Genomic DNA, 19,634 nt, shown 5'->3' on the forward strand with positions numbered 1-19,634 from the left:
CCCGACGGAGGAGATGCTGATGCCACAGGGTCAACCAGTCGCCGTCCCGGCCGACGGTCTGACGACGCGGGTGCGTCGCAACGCCCCGCTGCTGGCCGTCCACACCGGTCCCGGCAAGGGCAAGTCCACCGCCGCGTTCGGAATGGCCCTGCGCGCGTGGAACCAGGGTTTCGACGTCGGGGTGTTTCAGTTCGTCAAGAGCGCCAAGTGGAAGGTGGGGGAGGAAGCCGCTTTTCGTGAACTCGGCCGCCTGCACGACGAACACGGCGCCGGCGGGCCCGTCGAGTGGCACAAGATGGGCTCCGGATGGTCGTGGTCGCGCAAGTCCGGGTCCGAGGTCGACCACGCCGCGGCCGCCGCCGACGGGTGGGCCGAGATCGCGCGCCGACTGAGCGATCAACGCCACGACTTCTACGTGCTCGACGAGTTCACCTACCCGTTGAAGTGGGGCTGGGTCGACATCGAAGAGGTAGTCGAGGTGCTCGTCACCCGGCCCGGCACCCAACACGTCGTGATCACCGGTCGCGACGCCCCGCAGCGACTCCTCGATGCCGCGGATCTGGTGACCGAGATGACGAAGGTGAAGCACCCCATGGACGTTGGACGCAAGGGTCAGCGCGGGATCGAATGGTGAGCACCCCGGCCGTCGTCATCGCCGCGCCGTCCTCTGGCAGCGGCAAGACCACCGTCGCCACCGGACTGATGGGTGCATTCCGTCGCGCCGGTCGCACCGTCGCCCCCTTCAAGGTGGGGCCGGACTTCATCGACCCGGGGTACCACGCGCTCGCCTCCGGACGGCCGGGCCGCAACCTGGACCCCGTCCTGGTCGGCGACCACCTGATCGGTCCGCTCTTCCGCCACGGCAGCGACGACGCCGACCTCGCGGTGGTCGAGGGCGTCATGGGTCTGTTCGACGGCCGCATCGACCCCTCGTCATCCGGGCCTGCCCACGGCTCCACGGCGCACGTGGCCAGCCTTCTCGGGGCGCCGGTGATCCTGTTGGTGGACGCGCGGGGGCAAAGTCACAGCATCGGCGCGGTGGTGCACGGCTTCTCGACGTTCGACACCTCGGTGCATCTGGCCGGGGTGATCCTCAACAGGGTCGGTTCGGCGCGGCACGAGGCCGTGCTGCGGCAGGGATGCGAGCAGGCCGGGGTGCCGGTGCTCGGGGCGATCCCGCGCGCCGACGAACTCGCGGTGCCGTCACGGCATTTGGGTCTCGTGACCGCCACCGAGCACGGCAGGCACGCCGTGGCGGCCGTGGATGCGATGACCACCCTGGTGGCCCGACACGTAGACCTCGACGCAGTGGCCGCCGTCGCCCGGTCCCACGTCGGCGCGCAGCCGTGGACGCCGGAGTGCGCCGAACCGGTCACCGGACACGTGACGGTCGCGCTCGCGGCCGGCCGGGCGTTCACCTTCGGCTACCCGGAGCACGCGGAGCTGCTGGCCGCCGCAGGCGCGGACGTCGTCGCATTCGACCCCATGACCGACGGTCTGCCGACCGGCACCGACGCACTGGTGATCCCGGGCGGCTTCCCCGAACAGTTCACCGCCGAGCTCTCCGTCAACGACGTCGTCCGCCGCCAGATCCGGGAGCTCGCCCACCGGGGTGCGCCCGTCCACGCGGAGTGCGCGGGGCTGACCTACCTCGTCGACGACCTCGACGGTCACCCGATGTGCGGGGTGGTGCCCGGCAGCGCCCGGTTCACCGAGCGCCTGACGCTGGGCTACCGGGACGCGGTGGCACTGGGGGACTCGTCCCTGCACCGGGCGGGCGCGCGAGTAATGGGACACGAATTCCACCGCACGGCAGTCACATTCGCCGACGGGTACGAGCCCGCGTGGGGCTTTCGCGACGGTGCCGGCGCCTCCGTCACCGACGGCGCGGTCATCGGGGGCGTCCACGCCGCCTACCTGCACGCGCATGCGGCGGCGCATCCCGAGGCGGCGAGCCGGTTCGTCCGGTCTGGCGCTACCTCTAAACTCGCCGGGTGACCGACAACGCCTATCTCGTCGGCCTGCGCCTCAACGGCAGAAGGGTGGTGGTCGTCGGCGGCGGCAGCGTCGCGCAACGGCGCATCCCGCTGCTGCTCGCCAACGGAGCCGACGTGCACGTCATCGCCAGGGCGGCGACGCCCGCGGTCGAGGCGTTCGACGGAATCACCCTCGACCTGCGCGACTACCGTCCGGGTGACCTCGACGGCGCCTGGTACGCGTTGGCTGCGACCGACGACCCCACCGTGAACGCGGCGATCGTCGCCGAAGCCGAGCAGTCCAGAATCTTCTGCGTCCGCGCCGACGCCGCCGTCGACGGCACCGCGGTGACGCCCGCCTCGTTCGAGTACGACGGCTTGAACGTGGGAGTGCTCGCCGGCGGCGAGCACCGGCGGTCGGCTGCCATCCGGTCGGCCATTCAGGACGCCCTGCAGCAGGGCGTGATCGGCGACAGCGGCGACGTTCGGGCGCCCGGCACGCTGCACGCCGGCGTGGCCCTGGTCGGTGGCGGACCCGGTGACCCCGAGCTCATCACCGTCCGCGGTCGCAGACTCCTCGCGCGGGCCGACGTGGTGGTCGCCGACCGACTGGCCCCCCAGGAGCTGATCGCCGAGCTCGCCCCACACGTCGAGGTCATCGACGCCGCCAAGATTCCCTACGGCCGCTACATGGCGCAGGACGCAATCAACGCCGTCCTCGTCGACCGGGCCAAGGCGGGCAAGTTCGTCGTACGGCTCAAGGGCGGCGATCCATACGTCTTCGCGCGCGGCCACGAAGAGCTTCTGGCGTGCGCCGAGGCCGGCATTCCGGTCACCGTGGTGCCCGGTGTGACCAGTGCCATAGCAGTTCCTGCCGCCGCGGGCGTTCCGGTCACCCACCGCGGCGTCACCCATGAGTTCGTGGTGGTCAGCGGCCATCTTGCGCCGGGGCACCCCGAATCGTTAGTGAATTGGGATGCGCTGGCGGCGTTGTCGGGCACGATCGTGTTGCTCATGGCGGTCGAGCGCATCGAACTGTTTGCCAAGGTTCTGCTGGAAGGCGGCCGACCTGCGGATACGCCGGTGCTGGTGGTACAGCACGGCACCACCAGTGCGCAGCGGACCCTGCGTACGACGCTGGCAGAGGCACCGCAACACATCCGCGAGGACGGCATTCGGCCGCCCGCAATCATCGTGATCGGGGCGGTGGCGGCCTTCGCTACTTAAAGAGCTCTTAAGATTACTGTAGGGTAACCCGACATGACGGCTCCCCACGATGCAGAGCGCGCCGCCATCGATCGCGACGCGGGCGACGACGAGAGCGTTGCGCAGGCACCCATGCCGATGCCCATCACGACGACCCAGATCGTGCCGAGCAAGTGGTATCCCACCTGGCTCCCGTCGCGGCGGTTCATCGCCGCGGTCATCGCGATCGGCGGCATGCAACTCCTCGCCACGATGGACAGCACCGTCGCAATCGTGGCGCTGCCCAAGATCCAGGACGAGCTCAACCTCTCCGACGCCGGGCGCAGCTGGGTCATCACCGCCTACGTGCTGACCTTCGGCGGACTGATGCTGCTCGGTGGTCGTCTCGGCGACACCATCGGCCGCAAGCGCACGTTCATCGTCGGCGTCGGACTGTTCACCATCGCCTCGATCCTGTGCGGCGTGGCCTGGGACGAGACGACGCTCGTCATCGCCCGGCTGGCCCAGGGCGTGGGCGCGGCGATCGCCTCACCCACCGGGCTGGCTCTGATCGCGACCACGTTCCCCAAGGGTCCGGCCCGCAACACCGCCACGGCCGTGTTCGCCGCGATGACCGGCGTCGGTTCGGTCATGGGCCTCGTCGTCGGCGGTTTCCTCACCGAATTCTCCTGGCGCTGGGCGTTCCTGGTGAACGTGCCGGTCGGCCTGCTGATGATCTACCTGGCCCGTCGGACGCTGCGGGAGACCCACCGCGAACCCATGAAGCTCGACGCCACCGGCGCCATTCTGGCCACGCTGGCGTGCACGGCCGCCGTCTTCGGCTTCTCGATGGGTCCCGAGATGGGCTGGCTCTCGCCGCTCACCCTCGCCTCCTGCCTGGCCGCGTTCGTCCTCTTCGGCGCATTCCTCTACGTCGAACGCACCGCGGTCAATCCCGTGGTGCCGTTCAGCCTCTTCCGCGACCGCAACCGGGTGGCCACCTTCGCCGCGGTGTTCCTCGCCGGCGGCGTGATGTTCACGCTGACCGTGCTGATCGGGCTCTACGTGCAGGACATCATGGGCTACAGCGCCCTTCGCGCGGGGATCGGCTTCATCCCGTTCGTGATCGCGCTCGGTATCGGCCTGGGCCTGTCGTCCTACCTGGTGTCGATCCTGCCGCCGCGGGTGCTGGTCATCATCGGCGGCGTCTTCGTCCTGGCGGCGATGATCTACGGCTCCACTCTCAACGGCGACATCCCGTACTTCCCGAACCTGGTCCTGCCGATCACGGTCGGCGGCTTCGGCATCGGCATGATCGTCGTGCCGTTGACGGTGTCGGCCATCGCCGGCGTCGCGTTCGACGAGATCGGCCCGGTGTCCGCCATCGCGTTGATGCTGCAAAGCCTCGGCGGTCCCGTGGTGCTGGCGGTCATCCAGGCGGTCATCACCTCGCGGACGCTGTACCTCGGCGGCACCACCGGCCCGGTCAAGAACATGAACGAGGCGCAGATGCACGCGCTGGACCAGGGGTACACCTACGGACTGCTGTGGGTGGCGGCGGTGGCGGTCATCGTGGGCGTCGTCGCGCTGTTCATCGGATACACCGCCCAGCAGGTCGCCCAGGCGCAGGAAGTCAAGGAAGCGATCGACGCCGGCGAGATCTAGCCCGGCCGGGCCGCACGGAGGCCGTCACCGGCGGCGACGAGCGCGCCCACGGCGGCCCGCGCAGCGTTCCCCGGATCCGGTCCGGTGACCGCGAGGGTGAGGCGGCCGAGCCAGTCCGGGTCGTCGACGCGGACGGTCGTCACCCCGTCCGGTACCGACGCCGCGGCCAGTTCGGGCAGCAGGCAGATGCCGAGTCCGGCGGCGACCAGCCCCAGTCGAGCCGGCCAGCCCTTGGCCCGGAAGGCGACGAGCGGGTCGCTCAGCGTCGGCCACGCCCCGAACTGCGGGTCGCCGGCGGGTCCCTCGCCGACCACCCACGGTTCCCCCTCCAGCGCACGGACCGCGACCCTCGTCGTTGCCGCCAGCCGGTGCCCGACGGGGACGGCGACGCAGAGGTCGCCGGCGAACACCTGCCGCACCGACAACCCCTCGAGGTCGTAGTCCGCCAGCCCGGTTCCCGTCCCGATGACGGCCACCGTCACCCGTCCGCTGCGCACGTCGCGCAGCAACGCGGGCGTCGACGCCTCGGTCAGTCGCACCTCTAGGCCCGGGTGCTCGCCGGTCAGCCTGGCGATGGCACGCGGCGCGAGAACCGCTGCGGCAGCGGGAAAGACGCCCAGTCGCACCCGGCCGGCCAACCGGTCGCCCAACCCGTCGAGCTCGCGCCGCAACGCGTCGACGTCGGCCAGGATGCGGCCGGCGCGCGCGAGCAACGCGGCGCCGGCGGCACTGGGACTGACCCCACGCGCGGTGCGCACGAACAGCGGTGTACCCGCGGCGGCCTCCATCGCGGCGATCTGTCGCGAGACGGCAGGTTGCGAATAGCCCAGCGACCGAGCGGCCGCGGTGAACGAGCCCACGGTCGCCACCTCGCGACACACCCGCAGGCCCAGGAGGGTCACCTCGTCCACCGACTCACCATAGCCATAAGAAATCGGTATGGCTGAGATCAGAGACCCTCATCCCAAACATGGATTGCGCACCCACCCACCGAGGGTTGGAACGGCATGAACACCCATTCGAGAGAAGAGGACTCATGCCCAAGAACTGGTTCGTCGTCGGGGCATCCCGCGGCATGGGCCGCGAACTGACCGAACGACTGCTTGCCCGCGGGGACCACGTCGCGGCGACCGTCCGCGACCTCGACCACGTCGCCGACCTCACCGACCGGTACGACCACGCGTTCTGGGTACGGTCCCTCGACGTCACCGACACCGCCGCCGTGCGTGCCGTCACCGACGAGGCATTCGCCGCCCTCGGGCGCGTCGACGTGGTGGTGGCCAACGCCGGATACGGCGTCTTCGGCACCGCCGAGGACCTCGGCGACGCGCAGATCGACGCAATGATCGCGACCAACCTGACCGGATCCATCCAACTGGCCAGGGCGGCCGTGCCCCACCTGCGGGTCCAGGGCGGTGGTCTGCTGATGCAGATGTCCAGCATGGGAGCCCAGATAGCCTTCCCGGCCTTCTCGCTCTACCACGTGACCAAGTGGGGCATCGAGGGCTTCTACGAATCGTTGGCCCAGGAGGTCGAACCGTTCGGCATCCGGACCACGCTGGTCGAGCCGGGTGTGGTGCGCACGGGGTTCTTCGACGCCTCGACGCGCGTGCCACCCAGCCCGCCCTACCGCGGGGGCCCCGCCGACCGACCGCCGCTGACGACCGACGACATGGTCGACGGCCAGGAGAACACCGTCGCGGCGATGATCCGGGCCGCTGATTCTCCGAATCCGCCACGGCGACTGGTACTCGGCTCGGACGCGTGGCAGCTCGTCACCGACGCCCTGCGCGCCCGTCTCGACGACGTGACTGCCCAGCGCGCCAACGCCGCCACCGCCGACATCGGTTTCACGATCGGTCCCGCTGGGTAGGGTGTCGGCAATGTCTGCCGTGGGAGGTCCCTCAGGTTCGTCCTCCGGTTCGACGGAGAACTCGACCGCGCCCCTGGCGTCGTCGGTGCTCGGCATCGCCATCGTCGCCATCACCGGCATGCAGTTGATGTCGACGCTCGACGGCACCATCGTCATCGTCGCGCTGCCGCGCATGCAGGCCGAACTCGACCTCTCCGACGCCGGCAAGAGCTGGGTGATCACCGCCTACGTCCTGACCTTCGGCGGGTTGCTGCTCCTCGGCGGCCGGGTCGGTGACGCGATCGGCCAGAAGCGGGCCTTCCTGTCCGGCGTCGGGGTCTTCACCATCGCCTCGCTGGTGTGCGGCCTGGCCGGCGACGAGTTCACGCTGATCGCCGCCCGCGCCCTGCAGGGCATCGGCGCCGCCGTCGCCGCTCCCACCGGGCTGGCGCTCATCGCGACGACCTATGCCGTGGGCCAGGCGCGCAATCAGGCGATGGCCGTGTCGGCGGGCATGCAGGCCATCGGGTCGGTCATGGGCCTCGTGCTCGGCGGCCTGCTCACCGTCATCTCGTGGCGGCTGGCGTTCCTCATGAACGTCCCCATCGGCATCGTGATCGTGGTGATCGCGTGGCTGCGGATCGGCGAGACGCACCACGAACGGCTCAAACTCGACATCACCGGCGCGTTGTTGGCCACCCTCGGCTGCACGTCGGCGGTGCTCGTCTTCACCCAGGGTCCGCCGCGCGGCTGGCTCGATCCATGGGTGGTCGGCGCGGCCGTCGGTGCGGTCGTGTTCTTCGTGGCGTTCCTCTTCGCCGAACGCACGGCCGAGAACCCGCTGGTGCCATTCTCGATCTTCAACGACCGCAACCGGGTGATGACGCTGACCGCGTGGTTCCTTGGCGGCGGCGTGCTGCTCACCGTCACCGTCATGGTGGGCCTGCTCGCCCAGGACGTCCTCGGGTACTCCGCGTTGCGGGCAGGCGTCTGCTTCCTGCCCTTCGCCGTCGCGGTCGGTGTCGGCAACGTGCTGGCCACCAAGTTGGCGCCCCTGGTCGCGCCGCGCTGGCTGATCATCGGCGGCGGCGTCTACGTGCTCGCGGCCATGCTCTACGGCTCGACCCTGGACCGCAGCATTCCCTACTTTCCCAACCTGTTCATTCCGATCGTGCTCGGCGGCTTCGGCATCGGGATCATCTCGGTGGTCCTGCCCCTGTGCGCGGTCGCCGGGGTCGGGCCGCGCGAGATCGGGCCGGTGTCGGCGATCACCCTGATGGTGCAGAACCTCGGTGGGCCGCTGGTGCTGGTCGCCATCATGGCGGTGCAAACCTCACGCACGCTCTACCTGGGCGGCACCACGGGACCGGTGAAGAACATGACGCCCGCCCAACTCGACGCGCTCGGCGCCGGCTACACCTACTCCCTGCTGTGGGTGGCCGGCATCTCGATCCTCGTCGGCGTCGCGGCCTTCTGGATCGGGTTCTCCGCGCGTGACATCGCCCGGGCCCAGCACACCAAGGAAGCCGTGGAGGCAGGCGAGCTCTGACCCCTCGGGGTGTCGGTGTCCGGCGCTAGCGTGTCGCCATGCTCACCGGACAACAGATCTCCGACGTCGTCGACTCGCTGGGCTGGCGCCTGATCCAGGCCGAGTTGCTCACCCACGTCCCCGTGCCGTCGCTGGCCGCCGCGGCCGACGCCGCGTTGGCGGCCGTCGTCGCGGCCGGGCCCGGTGCCAACGGGCACCTGACCGCCGAACTGCAGCCCGACCGCGTGGTGCTCCGGCTCCAGACGGCCGCCACCTGGACCGTCACCGATCAGGACCTGCGGTTGGCGCAGCGCGTGACGGAGGCACTCGGCGAGCGTTCCCTGGTGCCGAGCGCGGGAGACCTGGCCGCGGTGCCCCAGACGATCGAGATCGCCGTCGATGCACTCGACATCGCGCTGGTGCGGCCCTTCTGGCAGGCCGCCACCGGTTACGTCGACCAACCGGGCGCGGACGGACCGGACGCCGCGCTGGTCGACCCGCTCGGCCGGGGCCCGGCCATCTGGTTTCAACGGATGGACGCGCCGCGACTGCAGCGCAACCGCATCCACCTCGACCTCGAGGTCGCCCCGGAGTTGGCCCGCCCGCGCATCGACGCGGCGCTCGCGGCGGGCGGCACGCTGGTGTCCGAGGCCCACGCCCCCGCGTTCTGGGTGCTGGCCGATCCCGAGGGCAACGAGGTGTGCGTCTGCACCTGGCAAGGTAGGGACTAGTTCGCGCGGGTAGCTAAGGTTGTCGGCTGTGATCACCCGCATGTCCGAACTGTTCCTCCGCACCCTGCGCGACGACCCCGCCGACGCCGAGGTGCCCAGCCACAAGCTGCTCATCAGGGCGGGCTACGTCCGTCCCATCGGACCGGGGTTGTACAGCTGGCTGCCGCTGGGTCTGCGTGTATTCCGCAAGATCGAGCAGGTCATCCGCGAAGAGATGAATGCCATTGGCGGACAAGAGATCCTGCTGCCCGCGCTGCTTCCGCGGGCGCCGTACGAGACCACCAACCGGTGGACCGAGTACGGCGACGGCCTCTTTCGCCTGAAGGACCGGCGCGGTAACGACTATCTGCTGGGGCCCACCCACGAGGAGATCTTCGCCCTCACGGTGAAGGGGGAGTACTCCTCCTACAAGGACTTCCCGCTGCGGCTCTACCAAATCCAGACCAAGTACCGCGACGAGGCCCGCCCGCGGGCGGGCATCCTGCGCGGTCGCGAGTTCGTGATGAAGGACTCCTACTCCTTCGACGTGGACGACGACGGGCTCAAGGCCGCCTACCACGCCCACCGGGAGGCTTATCAGCGCATCTTCGCCCGGTTGGGCGTCCAGTACGTCATCGTCTCGGCGGTGTCGGGAGCCATGGGCGGCAGCGCGTCGGAGGAGTTCCTCGCCGAGAGCGAGGTCGGTGAGGACACCTACGTCCGCTGCCTGGAGTCCGGGTATGCCGCCAACGTCGAGGCGGTCATCACCCAGCGGCCCGAGGAGCTTCCGATCGACGGCCTGCCCGAACCGGTCGTCCACGACACCGAGAACACCCCGACCATCGCCACCTTGGTCGACTGGGCCAACGGGGCGGACCTGCCCCAGTTCGCGGGCCGAACGGTGGTGGCCGCCGACACCCTCAAGAACGTCCTGCTCAAGATTCGCGAGCCCGGCGGCGACTGGGAACTGCTGGCGATCGGCGTGCCGGGTGACCGCGAGGTCGACGACAAGCGCCTCGGTGCGGCGCTCGACCCCGCCGAGTACGTGATGCTGCCCGCTGAGGACTTTCCCAAGTATCCGTTCCTGGCCAAGGGTTACATCGGTCCACGGGCGTTGCTGGACAACGGTGTTCGCTTCCTGGTCGACCCCAGGGTGGTCGACGGCACCAGTTGGATCACTGGCGCCGACCAAGACGGCAAGCACGTCGTGGGCCTGGTGGCCGGACGCGACTTCGTCGCCGACGGCACCATCGAGGCGGCCGAGGTGCGCGACGGAGACCCGTCGCCCGACGGCGCCGGGCCGCTGGTGTCGGCCCGTGGCATCGAGATCGGACACATCTTCCAACTCGGCCGAAAGTACGCCGACGCGTTCACCGTCGACGTCCTCGGCGAGGACGGAAAGCCGTTGCGGCTGACCATGGGGTCCTACGGCATCGGGGTGTCGCGGATGGTGGCCGTCATCGCCGAGCAGAGCCACGACGACTTCGGCCTGCGCTGGCCGTCGTCGGTGTCGCCGTTCGACGTGCACGTCGTCATCGCGAACAAGGACGCCGAAGCCCGCACCGGTGCAACCGAACTCGCCGAGCAGCTCGACCTGCTCGGGGTGGAGCCCCTTCTCGACGACCGCAAGATGTCACCCGGCGTCAAGTTCAAGGACGCCGAACTGCTCGGGGTGCCATGGCTGGTCGTGGTCGGACGCGGCTGGGCCAACGGCGTGGTGGAACTGCGCAATCGGTTCAGCGGCCAGACCGAGGAGATCCCCGTCGACGGGGCGGCCGCGGCGATCGCGGCCAGGTTGGCTGGCTAGGCGCCTTCGCTGCCGCCGGGGAAGGCGACGGTGACCGGGGCGACGCCCAGTACCGCCCGCCACCTGGCGGCCGTGACCGCGGCGCGGGTCAGCGCGGTGACGGCCAGCTGCCGGTCGTCGGCGGCGGTCGCCTGCTCGAGCACCGCCCGCCAGGCGACCGCGCAGTCCTCCTCCATTCGCACGGCGAGTTTGGCGGCCGCAGTCGGATCCTCGACGGGGAACGGCAACTGGTAGCCCAGTGCGGGAATCGGCGGCGTCATCTTGCGTTCGACGAGCCGGGCGATGCCCTCCTCGCGCAATTCGCGGTGTCCGGCAAGCGAATCCGACACGAGCTGATTGGCGTCCGGAGTCGAGTGCGCGGACACGATGCCGTAGCCGTAGATCACCCCGTGTTCGACGGCGACCGCGTCCCACAGTGCGGCGTCGGCGGCGTCGGAGGGACGCGACGGCGTCGCCGAGGAACCGCCGGCGGGCGAGGTCACGGCGTCACCCCGGCATTGGCCAGCGCGACCGTGGCTGCGGCCGCGCACGCCGCGGCGACGGAGCCGAGCAGCCCGGCCCGGTACCCGGACTGCTGGGTCGCGAGCAGGGTGGCGCCGTCGGCGGATTCCTTCAGCGCGGCGACCACCTCGGCGGCGGTCGGTGGTCGAGGGGGCGGACCGGACGTCGTCGGTGCCGCAGTCGACGAGGCGCTCGACGGGGCGGTCGTCGAGGTCGTCGGCGTCTCGCCGGAGATCCTGGTGATCTCCTCGGTGAGCGCAGTGGCGTGCGCCGCGCGCTGGTCGGCGACGGCCGTCAGCGCCGCTGCGAGCGTGGGCGGTGCGGCCGCCGCGGCGTTGCCGGCGAGGCGACTGTCCTGGTGGGCCCGGTCCAGCGCGCCGATCAGGGCGTCGACGTCCTTGACGGGCGGGGTCGACCCGCAGGCGGTGACCGCGGTGCCACCAAGCAGGGCCAACGCGGCCGCGCCGACGAGCACGCGCCGTCTGCTGACGGGGAGATGGGCGCTCGGCACACAAGCATCCTGCCATCTCGCGCCGACGGTCCCGGCTGGACTCGGCCGCGGCCGTCTCGCTCTGCGTTTGCCGAGAGCAGGCCCGGGGCTGGCGTATCCTTGTCACTTGGTTCCGCGCAGTTCGTGGCGGGATCGGGTCCATACAACTCAAGACGAGGAGCTCACCGTGGCGCTGTTGCCGTCCCCGCAGCAGGTGACCGAGCTGCTCGAAGCCGAATTCGCCCGCGCGGGCTACGACGTCGACGAGGTGGTCGTCGAATCGGGCGCGCGACCGCCACGCATCGTCGTGGTCGCCGACGCTGACGGCGGGCTCGACCTGGATTCCCTGGGCACCTTGTCGCGACTGGCCTCGGAGCTGCTCGACCACATCGACGACGGACCCGACGAGGCCGCCTACGTGTTGGAGGTCACCTCGCGGGGCGTCGACCGCCCGTTGACCACCGAGCGGCACTTCCGCCGTGCCCAGGGCCGCAAGGTCGAGGTGACCTCGACCGACGGCACGCAGGTGACCGGACGGTTGGGCGAGACCGGCGACGGCGTCCTGCGTCTGGTCGTCACCGACCGTGGCGCCAAGCCCAAGATTCGTGAACTTTCCATCGACGACGTCGCCAAAGCCGTTGTCCAGGTGGAATTCTCATCGCCGAACCCGCTCGAGCTCGAGCTGGCCGGGATGTCCGTACAGGAGGTTGAAGAGTGAACATCGACATGGGTGCGCTGCATGCCATCGAAGTGGACCGGGGGATACCGGTCGACGAACTGCTCGAGACCATCAAGTCCGCGCTGCTGACCGCATACCGGCACACCGAGGGCCACGAAGCCTCGGCGCGCATCGACATCGACCGCAAGAGCGGCATCGTCAAGGTGCTCGCCAGGGAGACCGACGAAGACGGCAACCTCGTCAACGAATGGGACGACACCCCAGAGGGTTTCGGCCGGGTCGCCGCGACCACTGCTCGTCAGGTGATGCTGCAGCGGTTCCGCGACGCCGAGAACGAACGGATGTTCGGTGAGTTCTCGGCCCACGAGGGCGACATCGTCGCCGGCGTGGTCCAGCGCGACGCCCGGGAGAACACGCGCGGCAACGTCATCGTGCGCCTCGGCACCGAGGCCAAGGGCTCCGAGGGCGTCATCCGGCCGGCCGAGCAGGTGCCGGGGGAGTCCTACACGCACGGGGATCGGCTGCGCTGCTATGTCATCGGGGTGACCCGCGGGGCGCGTGAGCCCAAGATCGAACTGTCCCGCACCCACCCCAACCTGGTGCGCAAGCTGTTCTCGCTGGAGGTGCCGGAGATCGCGGACAACTCCGTGGAGATCGCCGCGGTCGCCCGCGAGGCGGGGCACCGCTCGAAGATCGCGGTCCGGTCCCGGACGGCGGGCCTCAACGCCAAGGGCGCGTGCATCGGCCCCATGGGACAACGGGTGCGCAACGTCATGAGCGAGCTGTCGGGCGAGAAGATCGACATCATCGACTTCGACGAGGACCCGGCCAGGTTCGTGGCCAATGCGCTGTCCCCGGCGAAGGTGGTGTCGGTGACGGTCATCGACGAGGTCGCCAAGGCCGCCCGCGTGGTGGTGCCGGACTTCCAGTTGTCCCTGGCGATCGGCAAGGAGGGCCAGAACGCGCGGCTCGCCGCCCGGCTGACCGGCTGGCGCATCGACATTCGCAGCGACGCGGCTCCCGAAACCGAGGAGGAGGCGGCCAGCGGCGCCTCCCGCGACGGGTAGCAGGCAGGCGTTTCTTTCTCCTGCGATCGTGACGGTAGACTGAGCCGTGATCCAGCGCGAGAGTTCGGTTCCCCGCGCGCGGCAGCACAAAAGTCCCGAAGGACCAGTGCGTACGTGTGTGGGATGCCGAAAGCGTGAGCTGGCCGCCGACTTGATTCGGGTGGCCGCTGTTCACGATGGAGATGGCGAAGCCGCCGTCACCGTCGACGCAGCGGGTAACCTGCCTGGGCGGGGTGCGTGGTTGCACTCCGACGAGCAGTGTCTACACCTGGCAATCCGGCGGCGAGCCTTCGTTCGAGCGTTGCGCATCACCGGTTCGCCGAACACCTCCGCGGTGGTCGAGTTCCTCACCGGAAGCTCGGTCCGCCCGGCAACAGAACAGGTAGTCAAGAACATGAGCACACCGTGAAGTTCGAATGACCATGCGTCATAGCTAAACCCGAGGCGCGGCCCACTGCTGTCGCCTCCTAGACAGGAGATGTAGTGGCAGGCAAGGCCCGCGTGCACGAGTTGGCAAAAGAACTCGGTGTCACCAGCAAGGAAGTACTCGCCCGGCTGAGCGAGCAAGGCGAATTCGTCAAATCGGCATCCTCGACCGTCGAAGCGCCCGTCGCCCGTCGCCTCCGTGAGGCACTGGGTGGCGGCGGCAAGCCCGCGTCGTCGAACGCCGCCCCCGCAGCCCCCAAGGCGCCGGCGGCCCCGTCGTCCAACGGCGGTTCCGCGTCGTCCGGATCGGCACCCAAGCCCGGAGGCCCCCGCCCGTCGGCCCCGAAGCCGGCCGCCGCGCCGGAACCGCCCTCGGCACCCCCGGCCCCGCCGGTCGCCCCACCAGAGGTGGCCGCCGCACCGCCGGCCGCCGCCCCGCAGGCCGAGGCGGCATCGGCAACCCCCGCAGCTCCCACCGCACCGGCCTCGCCGGCCGGCCCCACGCCCGGTCCTCGACCGGGCCCGGCGCCCAAGCCCGCAGGACGCGCACCCCGCGTCGGCAACAACCCGTTCTCCACCCAGGTGCCCGTCGAGCGGCCCGCACCGCGCCCACCGCAGGGTGGGCCGGCCGGTCCGCCTCGCCCGGGTGGTCCTCCGCGTCCGGGTGGCGGACCTCGCCCGGGTGCGACGCCCGGCAACATGCCTCCCCGTCCGCCCGGCGCCCGACCAGGTGCGGCCGGTCGTCCCGGCGGGCCCCGTCCCGGCCCCGGTGCCCGTGGCCCCGGTGGTGGCGGTCGTCCCGGTGGTCCCCCCGGCGCGGGTGGCGGTAACTACCGCGGTGGCGGCGCCGGTGGCGCCGGTGCCCCCGGTGGCGCGCCCGCCGGTGGTTTCCGCGGTCGCCCAGGTGGCGGCGGCGGCGGTGGCCGTCCCGGTCAGCGTGGCGGCGCCGCAGGTGCGTTCGGTCGCCCCGGTGGCGCGGTGCGCCGCGGCCGCAAGTCGAAGCGGGCAAAACGCGCCGAATACGAGAACATGCAGGCACCGGTCGTCGGTGGCGTGCGGTTGCCGCACGGCAACGGCGAGACCATCCGGTTGGCCCGTGGCGCGTCGCTGGTGGACTTCGCCGACAAGATCAACGCCAACCCGGCCGCTCTGGTCCAGGCGCTGTTCAACCTCGGTGAGATGGTCACCGCGACCCAGTCGGTGGACGACTCGACGCTGGAACTGCTCGGCAGCGAGATGAACTACGTCGTGCAGGTCGTGTCCCCGGAGGACGAGGACCGCGAGCTGCTGTCGTCGTTCGACCTCACCTACGGCGAGGACGAGGGCGGCGAGGAGGACCTCGAGTTCCGGCCGCCGGTCGTCACCGTGATGGGTCACGTCGACCACGGCAAGACCCGACTGCTGGACACGATCCGCGACGCCACCGTCCGCGAGGGCGAGGCCGGTGGCATCACCCAGCACATCGGCGCCTACCAGGTCCTCACCGAACTGGACGGCAACGAGCGACTGGTCACCTTCATCGACACCCCGGGTCACGAGGCGTTCACCGCCATGCGTGCCCGCGGTGCGAAGGCCACCGACATCGCGATCCTGGTGGTCGCCGCCGACGACGGCGTCATGCCGCAGACGGTGGAGGCCCTCAACCACGCGCAGGCGGCCGACGTGCCGATCGTGGTGGCGGTCAACAAGATCGACAAGGAAGGCGCCGACCCGGCCAAGATCCGGGCGCAGCTCACCGAGTACAACCTGGTGGCCGAGGAGTATGGCGGCGACACCATGTTCGTCGACATCTCCGCCAAGCAGGGCACCAACATCGACGCGCTGCTCGAAGCGGTTCTGCTGACCGCCGACGCCTCGCTGGACCTGCGGGCCAATCCCGACATGGAGGCCCAGGGCGTCGCGATCGAGGCGCACCTCGACCGTGGCCGCGGCCCCGTGGCCACCGTGCTCATCCAGCGCGGCACGCTGCGGGTCGGCGACTCGATCGTCTCCGGCGACGCCTACGGGCGTGTCCGACGGATGGTCGACGAGCACGGCGAGGACGTCGAGGAGGCGACCCCGTCGCGGCCGGTGCAGGTCATCGGCTTCACGTCGGTGCCGGGTGCCGGTGACAACCTGCTGGTCGTCGACGAGGACCGGATCGCCCGCCAGATCGCCGACCGGCGCAGTGCGCGTAAGCGCAACGCGCTGGCCGCGCGCAGCCGCAAGCGCATCAGCCTGGACGATCTGGATGCCGCGCTGAAGGAGACCAGCCAGCTCAACCTGATCCTCAAGGGCGACAACTCCGGCACCGTCGAGGCGCTGGAGGAGGCCCTGCTGGGCATCGAGATCGGCGACGAGGTCGAACTGCGTGTCATCGACCGCGGTGTCGGTGGCGTCACCGAGACCAACGTCAACTTGGCGTCGGCGTCCAACGCGATCATCATCGGGTTCAACGTCCGTGCGGAGGGCAAGGCCACCGAGCTGGCCAACCGCGAGGGCGTCGACATCCGGTACTACTCGGTGATCTACCAGGCCATCGACGAGATCCAGTCCGCGCTCAAGGGCATGCTCAAGCCTGTCTACGAGGAGAAGGAGCTCGGCCGCGCCGAGATCCGGGCGATCTTCCGGTCGTCGAAGGTCGGCAACATCGCCGGCTGCCTCGTCACCTCGGGCATCATCCGTCGCAACGCGAAGGCACGCCTCATCCGCGACAACGTCGTGGTGGCCGAGACGGTCACCATCTCCTCGCTCAAGCGGGAGAAGGACGACGTCACCGAGGTGCGCGACGGGTACGAGTGCGGTCTGACCGTGACGTACAACGACATCAAGGAAGGCGACGTCATCGAGGCGTACGAGCTCGTGGAAAAGGCGCGCACGTAGATGGTTGACGAGCGCTTGCGCGAGGAGGATTGATGGTTGACGAGCGCTTGCGCGAGGAGGATTGATGGTTGACGAGGGGCGGGCCCGAAAGCTCTCCAAACGCATCGCCACCATCGTCGCCTCGGCCATCGAGTTCGAGATCAAGGATCCGCCCCTGGCCTTCGTGACCGTCACAGACACGAAGGTCACGGGCGACCTCCACGATGCGACGGTGTTCTACACGGTTCGGGGCGAGACCCTGTCCGAGGAACCGGACTACGAGGGTGCGGCCGCGGCGCTGGAGCGCGCCAAGGGCGTGTTGCGCTCCAAGGTCGGAGCCGGCACGGGTGTGCGGTTCACGCCGACGTTGACGTTCGTCCTCGACAAGCTGCCGGACACGGCACGCGACATGGAGGACCTGTTGGCGCGTGCGCGGCAGGCGGATGCCGATCTGGCGCGGATTCGACAGGGTGCCACTCCGGCCGGGGATCCTGACCCGTACCGTGTGACGGAGACCGACGACGTGGCCGGGGGGCCCGAGGACAACACCGACGTGCTCGACCCTGAGGACACCAATGACCGCGATCGACCCGAAGACTGATCCAACTCGGTCATCGTCGAGCGTCGACGGTCGGGGAGCTGCCGAGCTCCTCGACGCGGCGGACTCGGTCAGCGTGGTGTGCCACGTCTTCCCGGACGCCGACACCATCGGCGCCGGTCTCGCGCTGGCGCTGGTCCTCGAGCGGTCCGGCAGGCGGGTCGAGGTCGGCTTCGCCGCACCGGCTCGCCTTCCGGAGTCGCTGCAGTCGCTGCCCGGTGGGCATTTGCTCGTCGAGCCCGGCGGGATGCGCGACGACGCCGACCTGGTGGTGACCGTCGACGTCCCGAGTGTCAACCGGCTCGGTGAATTGTCCGCGCTGGCCGCATCGGGCCGTGAGGTGCTGGTCATCGACCATCACGCCTCCAATCAGCTGTTCGGCACGGCCCACTTCGTCGACCCGACCGCCGACTCGACGACGATGCTGATCGCCGACCTCCTCGACGCGTGGGGCAAGCCCATCGACGAGCGGGTCGCCCACTGTCTGTACGCCGGCCTGACCACCGACACCGGGTCCTTCCGCTGGGCCAGCGAACGTGCTCATCAGTTGGCCGCGCGTCTGTTGCGGCTCGGGATCGACAACGCCTCGATCAGTCGGACGCTGCTCGACACCCACCCGTTCTCCTGGCTGCCGATGCTGTCGCGGGTACTGGGTTCCGCGCAATTGGTACCGGAGGCCGCGGCCGGTCGCGGTCTGGTGTATGCCGTTGTGAGACATAAGGATTGGTGCGACGCTCGGCCCGAAGAGGTCGAGAGCGTCGTCGACATCGTCCGGACGACGGCCCAGGCCGAGGTTGCCGCGGTGTTCAAGGAGATCGAGCCGCAGCAGTGGACGGTGTCGATGCGCGCCAAGTCCGAGATCGACCTGGCCGCGGTCGCGAGCGGCTTCGGCGGTGGCGGTCATCGCCTTGCGGCGGGCTACTCGGCGACCGGGCCCGCAGAGGCCGTGGTGAAGGCGCTGGCAAATGCTCTTGGCTGAGACCCCCAGCGCGCACGTTGGCTGAATCGGTCACCGGCCGTCGCATCGCCGGGTTGGCGTTGCCCGCACTCGGGGTGCTGGCCGCCGAGCCGCTGTATCTGTTATTCGACGTCGCCGTGGTGGGGCGCCTTGGCGCGGTGGCCCTTGCCGGGCTGGCCATCGGCGGGCTGATCCTGTCGCTGCTGTCGTCGCAGCTGACGTTCCTGTCCTACGGCACGACTGCGCGGGCCGCCCGGTTCTTCGGGGTGGGTGACCGCGCGGCGGCCGTCGGTGAGGGTGTGCAGGCCACCTGGCTCGCCGTCGGGTTGGGGACGGTCGTGGTGGTGGTCGTGCAGGCGGCGGCCGTGCCGATCCTGGCGGTGATCGCCGATGGGGGCGAGATCGCCGACGAGGCCCTGCCGTGGGTGCGAATCGCCATCTTCGGGGCACCCGCCATCCTGGTCTCGCTGGCTGGCAACGGGTGGATGCGGGGCGTTCAGGACACCGCGCGACCGTTGCGGTACGTCGTCGCCGGCTTCGCGGTGTCGACGGTGCTGTGCCCGGTGCTGGTGTTCGGCTGGCTGGGTGCGCCGCGCCTGGGGTTGAGCGGGTCGGCGGTGGCCAATCTGGTTGGCCAGTGGTTGGCGGGGTCGTTGTTCTGCCGGGCTCTGCTGGCCGAGGGGGTGCCACTGCGGCTGGACCTCGCGGTGCTGCGCGCGCAGGTGGTGATGGGCCGCGATCTGGTGGTCCGGACGCTGGCGTTCCAAGCCTGCTTCGTCTCGGCTGCGGCGGTGGCCGCGCGTTTCGGCGCGGCCGCGGTGGCCGCGCACCAGGTGGTGCTGCAGCTGTGGAGTTTCCTTGCGCTGGTGCTCGATTCGTTGGCGATCGCCGCGCAGTCCCTGGTCGGGGCGGCGCTGGGCGCGGGTCTGCTGGCGCAGGCCAAGTCGGTCGCATGGCGGGTCAGCGTCTTCTCCACGATCGCCGCGGCGGTCTTGGCGGCGGTGTTCGCGGTGGGGTCCTCGGCGCTGCCACGGTTGTTCACCTCCGACGAGTCGGTACTCGACGCCATCGGGGTGCCGTGGTGGTTCCTGGTGGCGCAGTTGCCGATCGCCGGTGTCGTGTTCGCCCTCGACGGAGTGCTGCTCGGCGCGGGCGACGCGAAGTTCATGCGCAACGCCACGCTGGCCAGTGCGCTCGTCGGATTCCTGCCGTTGATCTGGCTGTCGCTGATCTACGGCTGGGGGCTGGTGGGGATCTGGTCGGGGCTGACGACGTTCATGTCGTTGCGCCTGGTGTTCGTCGGGTGGCGGGCGTTCTCGGGTCGGTGGCTGGTGCCGGGCGCGGCGTGACG

General features: G+C 70.1%; 18 protein-coding genes. 15 read left to right on the forward strand and 3 right to left on the reverse strand.

The window, feature by feature from the left end:
• The first annotated feature begins 19 nt into the window (after positions 1-19).
• From cobO to ABZ195_RS02635, 4 genes are all read left to right on the forward strand, one after another.
• Positions 20-634: a cob(I)yrinic acid a,c-diamide adenosyltransferase gene (cobO, locus tag ABZ195_RS02620; RefSeq protein WP_355214572.1), complete on the forward strand. Its 615-nt coding sequence runs from the start codon at positions 20-22 to the stop codon at positions 632-634.
• Entirely contained in the window at positions 631-1,998 is a 1,368-nt protein-coding gene (locus tag ABZ195_RS02625) for a cobyrinate a,c-diamide synthase (protein WP_355214574.1), read from the forward strand. Before cobO ends, ABZ195_RS02625 begins: the two co-directional genes overlap by 4 nt.
• A complete protein-coding gene (gene cobA / locus ABZ195_RS02630; protein ID WP_355214576.1) occupies positions 1,995-3,203 on the forward strand; it encodes a uroporphyrinogen-III C-methyltransferase in 1,209 nt (402 codons plus the stop codon). The genes ABZ195_RS02625 and cobA overlap by 4 nt, the downstream gene beginning before the upstream one ends.
• 111 nt (positions 3,204-3,314) lie before the next feature.
• Positions 3,315-4,826, forward strand: a complete 1,512-nt coding sequence (locus tag ABZ195_RS02635) for an MFS transporter (protein WP_355214938.1) — start codon at positions 3,315-3,317, stop codon at positions 4,824-4,826.
• On the opposite strand, the gene ABZ195_RS02640 is transcribed toward ABZ195_RS02635, so the two are convergent.
• Positions 4,823-5,737 (reverse strand): LysR family transcriptional regulator, encoded by a 915-nt coding sequence (locus ABZ195_RS02640; RefSeq protein ID WP_355214578.1) that lies wholly within the window; start codon positions 5,735-5,737, stop codon positions 4,823-4,825. The two genes, ABZ195_RS02635 and ABZ195_RS02640, sit on opposite strands and share 4 nt — an antisense overlap.
• Before the next feature lie 125 nt (positions 5,738-5,862).
• Here ABZ195_RS02640 and ABZ195_RS02645 point away from each other — a divergent pair, with 125 nt between their 5' ends.
• From ABZ195_RS02645 to ABZ195_RS02660, 4 genes are read left to right on the forward strand one after another with little or no spacing between them, the layout of a single operon-like run.
• A complete protein-coding gene (locus ABZ195_RS02645) occupies positions 5,863-6,699 on the forward strand; it encodes an SDR family oxidoreductase (RefSeq protein ID WP_355214580.1) in 837 nt (278 codons plus the stop codon).
• A 10-nt stretch (positions 6,700-6,709) separates the two neighbouring features.
• Positions 6,710-8,227 carry an MFS transporter gene (locus tag ABZ195_RS02650; RefSeq protein WP_355214582.1) on the forward strand — a complete coding sequence of 506 codons (1,518 nt, stop codon included), beginning with the start codon at positions 6,710-6,712 and terminating at the stop codon, positions 8,225-8,227.
• A 38-nt stretch (positions 8,228-8,265) separates the two neighbouring features.
• Entirely contained in the window at positions 8,266-8,937 is a 672-nt protein-coding gene (locus ABZ195_RS02655) for a VOC family protein (RefSeq protein ID WP_355214584.1), read from the forward strand.
• Between the two features lie 28 nt (positions 8,938-8,965).
• Entirely contained in the window at positions 8,966-10,723 is a 1,758-nt protein-coding gene (locus ABZ195_RS02660; RefSeq protein WP_355214585.1) for a proline--tRNA ligase, read from the forward strand.
• Here the strand turns inward: ABZ195_RS02660 and ABZ195_RS02665 are convergent.
• Together ABZ195_RS02665 and ABZ195_RS02670 are read right to left on the reverse strand one after the other, a co-directional pair.
• Entirely contained in the window at positions 10,720-11,205 is a 486-nt protein-coding gene (locus ABZ195_RS02665; RefSeq protein WP_355214587.1) for a ferritin-like domain-containing protein, read from the reverse strand. The two genes, ABZ195_RS02660 and ABZ195_RS02665, sit on opposite strands and share 4 nt — an antisense overlap.
• Entirely contained in the window at positions 11,202-11,735 is a 534-nt protein-coding gene (locus ABZ195_RS02670) for a hypothetical protein (protein WP_355214589.1), read from the reverse strand. The genes ABZ195_RS02665 and ABZ195_RS02670 overlap by 4 nt, the downstream gene beginning before the upstream one ends.
• Positions 11,736-11,901: 166 nt before the next feature.
• Between ABZ195_RS02670 and rimP the strand changes: the two genes are divergently transcribed.
• The 7 genes from rimP (at position 11,902) to ABZ195_RS02705 (ending at position 19,632) form a co-directional block, all read left to right on the forward strand.
• Positions 11,902-12,432, forward strand: coding sequence for a ribosome maturation factor RimP (gene rimP, locus ABZ195_RS02675; RefSeq protein ID WP_355214591.1), 531 nt, complete (start codon positions 11,902-11,904; stop codon positions 12,430-12,432).
• Positions 12,429-13,460, forward strand: a complete 1,032-nt coding sequence (gene nusA, locus ABZ195_RS02680; protein ID WP_355214593.1) for a transcription termination factor NusA — start codon at positions 12,429-12,431, stop codon at positions 13,458-13,460. The genes rimP and nusA overlap by 4 nt, the downstream gene beginning before the upstream one ends.
• A 46-nt stretch (positions 13,461-13,506) precedes the next feature.
• Positions 13,507-13,869 (forward strand): YlxR family protein, encoded by a 363-nt coding sequence (locus ABZ195_RS02685; RefSeq protein ID WP_355214594.1) that lies wholly within the window; start codon positions 13,507-13,509, stop codon positions 13,867-13,869.
• Positions 13,870-13,943: 74 nt separating this feature from the next.
• A complete protein-coding gene (gene infB / locus ABZ195_RS02690; protein ID WP_355214596.1) occupies positions 13,944-16,748 on the forward strand; it encodes a translation initiation factor IF-2 in 2,805 nt (934 codons plus the stop codon).
• A 64-nt stretch (positions 16,749-16,812) separates the two neighbouring features.
• Complete coding sequence (rbfA, locus tag ABZ195_RS02695) at positions 16,813-17,328, forward strand: 30S ribosome-binding factor RbfA (protein ID WP_355214598.1); 516 nt, start codon at positions 16,813-16,815, stop codon at positions 17,326-17,328.
• Positions 17,303-18,304, forward strand: a complete 1,002-nt coding sequence (locus ABZ195_RS02700; RefSeq protein WP_355214600.1) for a bifunctional oligoribonuclease/PAP phosphatase NrnA — start codon at positions 17,303-17,305, stop codon at positions 18,302-18,304. The genes rbfA and ABZ195_RS02700 overlap by 26 nt, the downstream gene beginning before the upstream one ends.
• 17 nt (positions 18,305-18,321) lie before the next feature.
• Positions 18,322-19,632 carry an MATE family efflux transporter gene (locus ABZ195_RS02705; RefSeq protein WP_355214602.1) on the forward strand — a complete coding sequence of 437 codons (1,311 nt, stop codon included), beginning with the start codon at positions 18,322-18,324 and terminating at the stop codon, positions 19,630-19,632.
• Positions 19,633-19,634 lie beyond the last annotated feature (2 nt).

It is taken from the genome of Mycobacterium sp. NPDC006124, assembly GCF_040614235.1.
Lineage (GTDB): Bacteria > Actinomycetota > Actinomycetes > Mycobacteriales > Mycobacteriaceae > Mycobacterium.

Excerpts from the sequence above, each read along its gene's own strand:
- ABZ195_RS02635 (WP_355214938.1), top strand. The coding sequence starts at position 3,315 with ATGCCGATGCCCATCACGACGACCCAGATCGTGCCGAGCAAGTGGTAT.
- ABZ195_RS02655 (WP_355214584.1), top strand. The coding sequence starts at position 8,266 with ATGCTCACCGGACAACAGATCTCCGACGTCGTCGACTCGCTGGGCTGG.
- rbfA (WP_355214598.1), top strand. The coding sequence starts at position 16,813 with ATGGTTGACGAGGGGCGGGCCCGAAAGCTCTCCAAACGCATCGCCACC.
- cobO (WP_355214572.1), top strand. The coding sequence starts at position 20 with ATGCCACAGGGTCAACCAGTCGCCGTCCCGGCCGACGGTCTGACGACG.
- ABZ195_RS02700 (WP_355214600.1), top strand. The coding sequence starts at position 17,303 with ATGACCGCGATCGACCCGAAGACTGATCCAACTCGGTCATCGTCGAGC.
- ABZ195_RS02650 (WP_355214582.1), top strand. The coding sequence starts at position 6,710 with ATGTCTGCCGTGGGAGGTCCCTCAGGTTCGTCCTCCGGTTCGACGGAG.
- ABZ195_RS02645 (WP_355214580.1), top strand. The coding sequence starts at position 5,863 with ATGCCCAAGAACTGGTTCGTCGTCGGGGCATCCCGCGGCATGGGCCGC.